The organism is Variovorax sp. Soil_C_17 (assembly GCF_057657265.1).
Genome location: NZ_JBDGIT010000020.1, coordinates 1 through 12,171, shown reverse-complemented (window position 1 = coordinate 12,171; position 12,171 = coordinate 1). Strand labels below are relative to the sequence as shown.

Genomic DNA, 12,171 nt, shown 5'->3' with positions numbered 1-12,171 from the left:
CCATGGGCCCCAGGGTTTTCCCCAGTCCGCGGTCCGGCAATTCGGACAGCCTCCTCGCTCCGCATCCGGATCGTCGGCGCGGCATCCGCTTCCCTCTGGTCTCATCCCTCGTGAAATCAACGACTTAGCGCGCCGTGGGCGCCGTGCGCCGCGTGGCACATCGATTGCTCAGTACAAGGCCCGACCGCTTCGCCCGATGCGGATCGCGGCCATGACACAGGAGACAAACCGATGAGCACCATGGGCGACCTGGACCCCACGGAAACCGGCGAGTGGATCGACGCGCTCGGCGCGGTTCAACAGCACCGCGGCAGCGAGCGCGCGAACTTCCTCTTGAACCGCCTCGTCGACGAGGGCCGCCGCGACGGCGTGTATGTGCCCCGTTCGCTGAACACGGCCTACAAGAACACGATCCCGCCCGAGAAGGAAGAAAAGTCCCCCGGCAACCGCGAGATCGAGCACCGTCTGCGCTCCATCATCCGCTGGAACGCGATGGCGATCATCCTGCGCGCCAACAAGGACTCGTCCGAACTCGGCGGCCACATCGCGAGCTTCCAGTCCGCGGCCACGCTCTACGACATCGGTTTCGGCCATTTCTGGCATGCGGCCACCGACACCCATGGCGGCGACCTGCTCTTCATCCAGGGCCACAGCTCGCCCGGGATCTATGCGCGCGCCTTCCTCGAAGGCCGCCTGAGCGAGCAGCAGCTGCTCAACTACCGCCAGGAGGCCGAGGGCAACGGCATCCCCTCGTATCCGCACCCCTGGCTCATGCCCGACTTCTGGCAGTTCCCCACCGTCTCGATGGGCCTGGGCCCGCTGATGGCGATCTACCAGGCACGTTTCCTCAAGTACCTGCAGGGGCGCGGGCTCGCCGAGACGGCGCCGCGCAAGGTCTGGGCCTTCATGGGCGACGGCGAGATGGATGAGCCCGAATCGCTCGGCGCGATCTCGCTCGCGGGCCGCGAGAGCCTGGACAACCTCGTGTTCGTCATCAACTGCAACCTGCAGCGCCTCGACGGCCCGGTGCGCGGCAACGGCAAGATCGTGCAGGAGCTCGAGAGCGTGTTCCGCGGCGCCGGCTGGAACGTCATCAAGGTGCTCTGGGGCAGCGGCTGGGACGCGCTGCTCGCCAAGGACAAGAGCGGCAAGCTGCTGCAGCGCATGGAAGAGTGCGTCGACGGCGAATACCAGGACTTCAAGAGCAAGAGCGGCGCCTACGTGCGGGAGCACTTCTTCGGCAAGTACGAAGAGACCCAGGCCCTGGTCGCCGACATGAGCGACGAGCAGATCTGGGCGCTGACCCGCGGCGGCCACGACCCCGAGAAGGTGTTCGCCGCCTACGCCGCCGCCGTCAAGCACAAGGGCCAGCCCACGCTGATCCTGCCGAAAACGGTCAAGGGCTACGGCATGGGCGAATCCGGCGAGGGCCAGATGATCGCCCACCAGGCCAAGAAGATGACGCAGGACGCGCTGCGCGGCTTCCGCGACCGCTTCCAGATCCCCGTGTCCGACGAGGAGCTGCCCGACGTGCCCTTCATCCGGCTCGCGGAGGACAGCCCCGAGATGCAGTACCTGCGCGAGCGCCGCGCTGCGCTCGGCGGTTATTTGCCGCAGCGCCGCCGCAAGTCGGTCGCGCTCGAGATTCCGCCGCTGGCCGCCTTCGAGCGGCTGCTCAAGGACACCGGCGAGCGCGAGATCTCCACCACCATGGCCTTCGTGCAGATGCTCGGTACGCTGGTGCGGGACAAGGCCATCGGCAAGCACGTGGTGCCCATCGTGCCCGACGAGTCGCGCACCTTCGGCATGGAAGGCATGTTCCGCCAGCTCGGCATCTGGTCCTCGCTCGGCCAGCTCTACAAGCCGCAGGACGCCGACCAGCTCATGTACTACCGCGAGTCCAAGGACGGGCAGGTGCTGCAGGAAGGCATCAACGAGGGCGGCGCGATGTCCAGCTGGATCGTCGCGGCCACCTCGTACAGCACGAACAACGTGCCGATGATCCCGTTCTACATCTACTACTCGATGTTCGGCCTGCAGCGCGTGGGCGACCTGGCCTGGCTGGCCGGCGACATGCGCGCGCGCGGCTTCCTGCTGGGCGGCACCGCGGGGCGCACCACGCTCAACGGCGAGGGCCTGCAGCACGAGGACGGCCACAGCCACATCCTGGCCGGCACCATCCCCAACTGCATCTCGTACGACCCGACCTTCGCCTACGAAGTCGTGGCCATCGTGCGCGACGGCATGCGCCGCATGTACGCCGAGCAGGAGGACGTCTACTACTACATCACCCTGATGAACGAGAACTACCCGCACCCCGGCATGCCCGAGGGCAGCGAGGCGGGCATTCTCAAGGGCCTGTACCAGCTCAGCGACGGCGGCAAGGCGTCCAGGAAGGGCCAGCGCGTGCAGCTCATGGGCAGCGGCACCATCCTGCGCGAGGTGATGTTCGCGGCCGAGCTGCTCAAGAGCGACTTCGGCATCGCCGCCGACGTGTGGAGCGCCACCAGCTACAACGAGCTGCGCCGTGACGGCATGGCGGCCGAACGCTGGAACCGGCTGCATCCGACCGAGGCGCCGCGCAAGAGCCATGTCGAGCAAAGCCTGGAGGGGCACGACGGCCCGGTGATTGCCGCTACCGACTACATGCGCAACTACGCCGACCAGGTGCGCGAGTACGTGCAGGCCGCGGGCCGGCGCTACACGGTGCTGGGCACCGACGGCTTCGGCCGCAGCGACTACCGCCGGAAGCTGCGCCGCTTCTTCGAGGTCGACCGCTGGCACGTCGTCGTGGCCGCGCTCAAGGCGCTGGCCGATGACGGCGCGATCAAGCCCGCCGTCGTTGCCGAGGCGATCGAGAAGTACGGGCTCGATGCCGAGCGCGCCGCCCCCTGGACCGTCTGAGGCAAGAAGAAATGAGCAACGCAATCGACATCAAGGTTCCGGACATCGGCGACTTCAGCGATGTGCCCGTCATCGAGATCTTCGTGAAGCCGGGCGACACGGTGAAGGCGGAAGACCCGCTCGTCTCGCTGGAGTCCGACAAGGCCACGATGGACGTGCCGGCGCCGCGCGGCGGCGTGGTCGAGTCCATCGCCGTCGAGCTGGGGGACAAGGTCAGTGAAGGCAGCGTCCTCATGCGCTTCAAGGCCGAAGGCGGCGCCGCAGCGCCCGCGCCGGCCGAAGCCGCCAAGCCGAGCGTCAGCGCCGCACCGGCCGCCACCACCGCGCCGGCCGGCGTGGCCGAGGTGCGCGTGCCCGACATCGGCGACTTCAAGGACGTGCCCGTCATCGAGATCTTTGTGAAGGTCGGAGACACGGTGAAGGCCGAGGACCCGATCGTCTCGCTCGAATCCGACAAGGCCACGATGGACGTGCCCGCGCCGCTGTCGGGCGTGGTGACGGCCATCGGCGTCAAGATCGGCGACAAGGTCAGCGAGGGTTCGGTGATCCTGTCGCTCGCGACGGGCGATCCTGCGGCCGCGACCCCGGCCGCTTCGCCGGCAGCGCCCGCCGCCGCGGCGCCTGCACCTGCGCAGGCCGCCGCATCCGCCGGCGGCATCGACGAAGCCGCCTTCGCACTCGCGTACGCCGGCCCTGCCGTGCGCAAGCTCGCACGCGAACTCGGCGTCGATCTCGGCAAGCTCAAGGGCAGCGGCGACCACGGCCGCATCGTGCGCGCCGACGTCGAGGCCTTTGCAAAGGGCGGCGGCGCAGCCGCTGCACAGGCTGCCGGCAAGGCGGCCGCGGCACCCGCCGGCGGTGGCGTCGGCGGCATCGACCTGCTGCCCTGGCCCAAGGTCGACTTCGCCAAGTTCGGCCCGACCGAGCGCCGGGAGCTGCCCCGCATCAAGAAGATCAGTGCCGCCAACCTGCACCGCAACTGGGTCGTCATCCCGCACGTGACGACGCACGACGAGGCCGACATCACCGAGCTCGAGCCCTTCCGCGTTCAGATGAACAAGGAACTCGACAAGTCGGGCGTGAAGATCAGCATGCTGCCCTTCATGATGAAGGCAGCCGTCGCCACGCTGAAGAAGTTTCCGGAGTTCAACGCCAGCCTCGACAGTGACGCGCTGGTGCTCAAGAACTACTGGCACATCGGCTTCGCGGCCGACACGCCCAATGGCCTGATGGTGCCGGTGATCCGCGACGCTGACAAGAAGACGGTGCCCGAGATCGCCAAGGAGATGGGCGAGCTCGCCAAGCTCGCGCGCGACGGCAAGCTCAAGCCCGACCAGATGTCGGGCGGCACCTTCACCATCAGTTCGCTCGGCGGCATCGGCGGCATCTACTTCACGCCGATCATCAATGCGCCCGAGGTCGCCATCATGGGCGTGTGCAAGAGCTACTGGAAGCAGCATTCCAGCGACGGCAAGACCTACACCTCGCGCCTCACGCTGCCGCTGTCCCTGTCGTGGGACCACCGCGTGATCGACGGCGCCGCCGCCGCGCGCTTCAACGTCCATTTCGCCAACGTGCTCGCCGACCTGCGGCGCGTGCTGTTCTGAAGGAAGCTGCCCAATGGCAAACATGGTGGAAGTCAAGGTCCCCGACATCGGCGACTTCAAGGATGTCGCGATCATCGAGCTGCTGGTCAAGCCCGGCGAGGTCATCGCGGTCGATACCGGGCTGATCATGGTGGAGTCCGACAAGGCCTCGATGGAGATTCCGTCGAGCCATGCGGGCACCGTGAAGGAGCTGAAGGTCGCGCTCGGGGACAAGGTGAACGAAGGGTCGGTGATCCTGGTGGTCGAGGCGGCGGCCGCGGGGGCACCCTCGCCCCAGCCCTCTGCCGCAAGCGGGAGCCGGAGCGATGCGGCTCCGGCGCCCTCTCCCGCCCCGCGCGAGAGGGCGGGGGGCGAGGGCGCAGCCGCCCCCACCGCCGCAAGCTATGCCGGAAAGGCCGACATCGAATGCGAGGTGCTCGTGCTCGGCGCCGGCCCCGGCGGCTATTCGGCCGCCTTCCGCAGCGCCGACCTCGGCATGAAGACCGTGCTGGTCGAGCGCTATGCCACCCTCGGCGGCGTGTGCCTCAACGTCGGCTGCATCCCGTCGAAGGCGCTGCTGCACACGGCCGGCGTTATGGACGAGGTGAAGCTGCTCGGCAAGCACGGCATCAAGTACACCGCCCCCCAGATCGACATCGACGCGCTGCGCGGCTTCAAGGAGGGCGTCGTCAAGAAGCTCACCGGCGGCCTGGCCGGCATGGCGAAGGCACGCAAGGTCGAGGTGGTCACCGGGGTCGGCAGTTTTCTCGATCCTCACCATGTCGAGGTGGTGGGCGAGGGCGGCGCGAAGAAGGTGGTGAAGTTCGCCAAGGCCATCATCGCCGCGGGCTCCCAGTCCGTGAAGCTGCCCTTCATGCCCGACGACGAGCGCATCGTCGATTCCACCGGCGCGCTGCTGCTCAAGAGCATTCCCAAGCGCATGCTGGTGATCGGCGGCGGCATCATCGGCCTGGAGATGGCCACCGTCTACTCGACGCTCGGCACGCGCATCGACGTGGTCGAGATGCTCGACGGCCTGATGCAGGGCGCCGACCGCGACCTCGTCAAGGTGTGGGAGAAGTTCAACGCACCACGCTTCGACAACGTCATGCTCAAGACCAAGACCGTGGGTGGCAAGGCGACCCAGGCCGGCATCGAGGTCAGCTTCGAAGGCGAGAAGGCGCCGAAGGAGCCGCAGGTCTACGACCTGGTGCTCGTGGCCGTGGGCCGCAGCCCCAACGGCAGGAAGATCGGCGCCGACAAGGCCGGCGTGGCCGTTACCGAGCGCGGCTTCATCGAGGTCGACAAGCAGATGCGCACCAATGTGCCGCACATCCACGCCATCGGCGACATCGTCGGCCAGCCCATGCTCGCCCACAAGGCGGTGCACGAGGCGCACGTGGCGGCCGAGGCGGCGCACGGCGAAGCGGCGTTCTTCGATGCGCGGCAGATTCCGTCGGTGGCCTACACCGACCCCGAGGTCGCCTGGGCCGGCAAGACCGAAGAGCAGTGCAAGACCGAGGGCCTGAAGGTCGGCAAGGCCGTGTTCCCCTGGGCCGCGTCGGGCCGCGCCATCGCCAACGGCCGCGACGAAGGCTTCACCAAGCTGATCTTCGACGAGGCCACGCACCGCATCGTCGGCGGCGGCATCGTCGGCACGCATGCGGGCGACCTGATCAGCGAGCTGTGCCTGGCCATCGAAATGGGCTGCGAGCCCGGCGACATCGGCAAGACCATCCACCCGCATCCCACGCTGGGCGAATCCATCGGCATGGCCGCCGAACTGTTCGAGGGCGTCTGCACCGACCTGCCCCCGGTGAAGAAGAAGTAGGGACGTGCGAATGCCGCTAGAACTCGCTTTCGAGGCCCTGGGATCGGGGCCCCCGGTGGTGATCCTGCATGGCCTGTTCGGCGCCGGGCGCAACTGGGCGAATGTCGCGCAGTCGCTGGCCGCGGACTACCGGGTCTACCTGCCCGACGCTCGCAACCATGGCGCCTCGCCCTGGGCCGAGTCCATGTCGTACGTCGAGATGGCGCACGACGTGCTCGCGCTCATCGAGCGGGAACAGCTGCAGCGGCCCTTCGTCGTCGGCCACAGCATGGGCGGCAAGACGGCGATGACGCTGGCGCTCTCGCACCCGCACGCCGTGGGCGGCCTGGCGGTCATCGACATCGCCCCCGAAAGCTACGCGGGGCAGTTCTCCTCCTACGTGTCGGCCATGCGCAACCTCGACGTCGCCGGCGCCGCAGGCCGCCGCGAGATCCGCCGGGCACTGGCCGAAAGCCTGAGCGCCGATGCGCCGGCCGACTTCCTGATGCAGAACCTGCGCCGGGAGCGCGACCGCTTCGACTGGCGGCTCAATCTGCTCGCGACGGGCCTGTGCATGCGCGATCTTTGCGACTTTCCTGCGACGCTGCGCAATGCCTGCTACGAAGGGCCCGCACTCTTCATCGCCGGCACGGAGTCCGACTACCTTCAGCCCGCATCCCTGCCAGGCATCCGCGCGATGTTCCCGGGCGCCGCGCTCGAGCGCATTGCCGACGCCGGCCACTGGGTGCATGCGGACCAGCCGGACGCCCTGCTGTGCGGACTGAACGACTGGCTGCGCGACGCCTGCGCGCTGGCCCAGAACTGATCCCTGGCCACGACCGAAGAAACACACGGAGACCGCCTCATGTCCGACAAGCTGCGCGAAGCCGCCCTCGACTACCACCGCTATCCCACGCCCGGCAAGATCTCGGTGAACCCGACCAAGCCGATGGCCACGCAGCGCGACCTCGCGCTGGCCTACTCGCCCGGCGTGGCCGACGCGTGCTTGGAGATCGCGCGCGACCCGGCCGAGGCCATGAACCTCACTTCGCGCGCCAATCTGGTGGCGGTCATCACCAACGGCACGGCGGTGCTGGGGCTCGGCAACATCGGCGCGCTGGCCGGCAAGCCGGTGATGGAAGGCAAGGGCTGCCTCTTCAAGAAGTTCGCCGGCATCGACGTGTTCGACATCGAGCTCGACGAGACCGATCCCGACGCGCTCATCGACACCATCGCGCGCATGGAGCCCACCTTCGGCGGCATCAACCTCGAGGACATCAAGGCACCCGAGTGCTTCTACATCGAGAAGAAGCTGCGCGAGCGCATGAAGATCCCGGTCTTCCACGACGACCAGCACGGCACCGCCATCGTCGCGGCGGCCGCCATCCTCAATGCGCTGCGGCACGTGAAGAAGGACATCCGCGAAGTGAAGCTGGTCGCCTCGGGCGCCGGTGCGGCAGCGCTGGCCTGCCTCGACCTGATCGTGAGCCTCGGCCTGCCGATGCACAACATCTACGTGTCGGACAGCGCGGGTGTGGTCTACACCGGCCGCAAGGAGCAGATGGATCCGAACAAGGCCCGCTACGCGCAGGACACCCCGGCGCGCAAGCTGGCCGACGTGATCGGCGGTGCCGACATCTTCCTCGGCCTCTCGGCCGGCGGGGTGCTCAAGCCCGAGATGGTCAATGAGATGGCGCGCGACCCCATCATTCTCGCGATGGCCAACCCGACGCCGGAGATCCTGCCGGAGGACGCACTCGCGGTGCGCCCCGACGCCATCCTCGGCACCGGGCGCTCGGACTATCCGAACCAGGTCAACAACGTCCTGTGCTTTCCGTTCATCTTCCGCGGCGCGCTCGACGTGGGCGCCACCACCATCAACGAGGAAATGAAGCTGGCCGCCGTGCGCGCCATCGCGGAGCTTGCGCACGCCGAGATTCCCGAAGTGGTGGCGCAGGCCTATGGCGCGCTCGGCCTGCGCTTCGGCCGCGACTACCTGATTCCCAAGCCCTTCGATCCGCGCCTGATCGAGGCCGTCGCGCCCGCGGTCGCGCAGGCCGCGGTCGACAGCGGCGTGGCGACGCGGCCGATCGCCGACATGAAGGCCTATCGCCAGCGCCTGTCGCAGTTCGTCTACCAGTCGGGCAGCAGCATGCAGCCGCTGTTCGCGGCCGCCAAGCAGTCGCCCAAGCGCGTGGTCTACGCCGAGGGCGAGGACGAGCGCGTCCTGCGCGCCGCGCAGGTGGTGGTGGACGAAGGCCTGGCGCGGCCGCTGCTGCTGGGCCGCCCCGAGGTGATTGCCGAGCGCATCGCGCAGTACGGGCTGCGCCTGACGCTGGGAACCGACTGCGAGGCCGTCGACCTGCTCGACCCCGCCGTGCACGGTGACGCCGCCGAGGCCTACTACCAGCTCAAGCGCCGCGAGGGCGTCGCGCGCCTGGTGGCGCAGACCGAGATGCGCAGCCGCGGCACGCTGCTCGCAGCGATGCTGGTGCGCCAGGGCCGTGCCGACGCCATGCTGTGCGGCACGCTCGGCGGCTACGGCGACCACCTGCGCCATGTGCGCGACGTGATCGGCCTGCGCCCCGGCACCAAGACCCTGGCCGCCATGCAGATGCTGATGCTGCCCGGCCGCCAGCTCTTCATCTGCGACACGCACGTCAACCGCGAACCCGATGCGGCGCAGGTCGCCGAGATCGCGCTGCTCGCCGCCGAAGAGGTGCGCCGCTTCGGCGTGACGCCCAGCGTGGCGCTGTTGTCGCACTCGAACTTCGGTGGCTCGAACGCGGCCTCGGCCGTGAAGATGCGCGAGGCGCTCGCGCTCATCAAGGCGAGCGACCCGCAACTCGCGGTGGAAGGGGAGATGCGCGGCGATGCGGCGCTGTCCAAGGCGATCCTCGACCACGAGTTCCCGGACTCGGCACTGGAGACCGAGGCCAACGTGCTCATCATGCCCAACGTCGACGCGGCCAACATCTCCTACAACCTCCTGCGCATGGCGGCCGGCAGCGGCATCACGGTGGGCGGCATCCTTCTGGGCGCGGCCCGCTCGGTGCACATCCTCACGCCGTCGTCCACCGTGCGCCGCATCGTCAACATGACGGCGCTGGCGGTGGTCGATGCCAACTCGCAGCGCGGCGCAGCCTGAGGTTGCCTCATGAGCCGCACGGCCGCTCCGAAGGCGAATACCACCGCAGCCGAAGGCGAAGGTACTCCAGTGAGCCGCACGGCCGCTCCGAAGGCGAAGGTACTCCAGTGATCGACATCGTGCTCCACGGCCCGCAGCGCGGGGCCGCCAAGACCCGCCGGATACCGATCCGCGTGGCCGAGGCAGGCCCGGCCCTGCCCAAGCCCGACTGGATCCGCGTGCGCGTCTCGCAGAGCGAGAGCTTTCGCGAGGTGAAGCGCACGCTGCGCGAGGCCAGCCTGCACACCGTGTGCGAGGAGGCCTCCTGCCCCAACATCGGCGAGTGCTTCGGCAAGGGCACGGCCACCTTCATGGTGCTGGGCGATCTCTGCACGCGCCGCTGCCCCTTCTGCGACGTGGCGCACGGCCGCCCGCAGCCGCCCGATCCGCAGGAGGCGCAGCATCTGGCCGAGACGGTGGCACGGCTGCGGCTGAAGTACGTGGTGATCACCAGCGTCGATCGCGACGACCTGCGCGACGGCGGCGCGGCGCACTTCGCCGCCTGCATCCGCGCGGTGCGCGCGCAGTCGCCGGGCACCCGGATCGAGGTGCTCACGCCCGACTTCCGCGGCCGCGCCGACGTGGCGCTCGACATCCTCGCCGCCGACCCGCCGGACGTGATGAACCACAACCTCGAAACCGTGCCGCGCCTGTACCGCCAGGCGCGCCCCGGCGCGGACTACCTGCACTCCTTGCAGCTGCTGCAGTCGTTCCGCACGCGCTGCCCCGGCGTGCCCACCAAGTCCGGCCTGATGCTGGGCCTGGGCGAGACCGACGACGAAGTGCTCGACGTGATGCACGACCTGCGCCGCCATGGCGTGGACATGCTCACCGTCGGCCAGTACCTGCAGCCGCGGCCCGGCAACCTGCCGGTGGAGCGCTACGTCGCCCCCGCGCAGTTCGAAACCCTCGCGCAGCAGGCGCGCGCCATGGGCTTCGCCCATGCAGCCTGCGGACCGCTCGTGCGGTCGAGCTACCACGCCGACCGGCAGGCGCATGCCGCCGGTGTCTGAAATTTTCTAGGAGACCTTCGTGGACCACCAACCCGTATCCAAGCCCTTCTACAAGTCCCTGTACTTCCAGGTCATCACCGCGATCGTCATCGGCGTTCTGCTGGGTCACTTCTACCCGCAGACCGGCGCGGCCATGAAGCCGCTGGGCGACGGCTTCATCAAGCTCATCAAGATGATCATCGCGCCGATCATCTTCTGCACCGTGGTGGTCGGCATCGCGGGCATGGAAGACATGAAGAAGGTCGGCAAGACCGGTGGCCTGGCGCTCCTGTACTTCGAGATCGTCAGCACCATCGCGCTGATCGTGGGGCTGGTCATCATCAACATCGTGCGGCCGGGCGCCGGCATGAACGTCGACGTCAGCCAGCTCGACACCAAGTCGATCGCCGCCTATACGCAGCCGGGGCAGATGCAGGGCACGGTCGACTTCCTGCTGCACGTGATCCCGAGCACGGTGGTCGACGCCTTCGCCAAGGGCGAGATCCTGCAGGTGCTGCTGTTCGCCGTGATGTTCGGCTTCGCGTTGCACAAGTTCGGCGGTCGCGGCACGCTGGTGTTCGACTTCATCGAGAAGTTCTCGCACGTCCTGTTCGTCATCGTCGGCTACATCATGAAGGTGGCGCCGATCGGTGCCTTCGGCGCGATGGCCTTCACCATCGGCAAGTACGGCGTCGGCTCGCTGCTGCAACTCGGCCAGCTGATGGCGACCTTCTACATCACCTGCCTGCTCTTCATCTTCGTCATCCTCGGCGGCATCGCGCGGGCGCATGGCTTCAGCATCTGGAAGTTCATCAAGTACATCAAGGAAGAGCTGCTGATCGTGCTGGGCACGTCCTCGAGCGAATCCGTCCTGCCGCGCATGATGGCCAAGCTCGAGAACCTGGGCGCCAGGAAGTCGGTGGTCGGCCTGGTCGTCCCGACGGGTTACTCGTTCAACCTGGACGGCACCTCCATCTACCTGACGATGGCGGCCGTGTTCATCGCGCAGGCCACCAACACCGACATGACGGTGACGCAGCAGATCACCCTGCTGCTGGTGCTGCTGCTGACCTCCAAGGGCGCGGCCGGCGTGACCGGCAGCGGCTTCATCGTGCTGGCCGCCACCTTGTCGGCCGTGGGTCACGTGCCGGTGGCGGGCCTGGCGCTGATCCTGGGCATCGACCGCTTCATGTCGGAAGCCCGCGCGCTGACCAACCTGATCGGCAACGGCGTTGCCACGGTGGTGGTCGCCAAGTGGACCAAGGACCTGGACACCGAGCGCATGAAACGCATCCTGGACAACGAGACGCCGGCCGAGGCCGAATCGCCGGAGGCGGTGCTCGACCAGGTCGAGACCCACATGCCCGTGGCGGCCCCCGCGCGCTGAAGCGCCCCGCGCCTGTACGAGCAGCCGACCATGAACAGCCCCGTGCAGAAGCACCGAGTCGTCATCGTGGGCGGCGGCGCCGGCGGGCTGGAGCTGGCCACGCGGCTGGGCGACACGCTGGGCAGGCGCGGCATGGCCGACATCACGCTGATCGACAAGCACCGCACCCACGTGTGGAAGCCCAAGCTGCACGAGATCGCCGCCGGCAGCATGGACATGAGCGCGCATGAGGTCGACTACCTCGCGCAGGCGCACTGGCACCGCTTCCGCTTCCGCCTGGGCGAGCTCACGGGCATCGACCGCGA

Annotated in this window: 7 protein-coding genes and 1 pseudogene; all 8 read left to right on the top strand. The window is 68.3% G+C overall.

Annotated elements, in window-relative coordinates:
• Positions 1-231: 231 nt before the first annotated feature.
• Positions 232-2,904 (top strand): pyruvate dehydrogenase (acetyl-transferring), homodimeric type, encoded by a 2,673-nt coding sequence (aceE, locus tag AC3A6Y_RS33700; protein ID WP_487872565.1) that lies wholly within the window; start codon positions 232-234, stop codon positions 2,902-2,904.
• Between the two features lie 11 nt (positions 2,905-2,915).
• Entirely contained in the window at positions 2,916-4,511 is a 1,596-nt protein-coding gene (locus AC3A6Y_RS33695) for a dihydrolipoyllysine-residue acetyltransferase (RefSeq protein WP_487872564.1), read from the top strand.
• A 13-nt stretch (positions 4,512-4,524) separates the two neighbouring features.
• Positions 4,525-6,321, top strand: a complete 1,797-nt coding sequence (gene lpdA / locus AC3A6Y_RS33690) for a dihydrolipoyl dehydrogenase (protein ID WP_487872563.1) — start codon at positions 4,525-4,527, stop codon at positions 6,319-6,321.
• A 10-nt stretch (positions 6,322-6,331) separates the two neighbouring features.
• Positions 6,332-7,126 carry an alpha/beta fold hydrolase gene (locus tag AC3A6Y_RS33685; protein WP_487872562.1) on the top strand — a complete coding sequence of 265 codons (795 nt, stop codon included), beginning with the start codon at positions 6,332-6,334 and terminating at the stop codon, positions 7,124-7,126.
• Positions 7,127-7,165: 39 nt separating this feature from the next.
• The gene (locus tag AC3A6Y_RS33680; RefSeq protein WP_487872561.1) at positions 7,166-9,448 is read left to right on the top strand and encodes an NADP-dependent malic enzyme; all 2,283 of its coding nucleotides are present in this window, start codon (positions 7,166-7,168) and stop codon (positions 9,446-9,448) included.
• Positions 9,449-9,555: 107 nt separating this feature from the next.
• Positions 9,556-10,500, top strand: a complete 945-nt coding sequence (gene lipA, locus AC3A6Y_RS33675) for a lipoyl synthase (protein WP_487872560.1) — start codon at positions 9,556-9,558, stop codon at positions 10,498-10,500.
• 19 nt (positions 10,501-10,519) lie between these two features.
• Positions 10,520-11,866 carry a dicarboxylate/amino acid:cation symporter gene (locus AC3A6Y_RS33670; protein ID WP_487872559.1) on the top strand — a complete coding sequence of 449 codons (1,347 nt, stop codon included), beginning with the start codon at positions 10,520-10,522 and terminating at the stop codon, positions 11,864-11,866.
• Positions 11,867-11,896: 30 nt separating this feature from the next.
• Positions 11,897-12,171: pseudogene (locus AC3A6Y_RS33665) on the top strand (NAD(P)/FAD-dependent oxidoreductase); the annotation flags it as partial.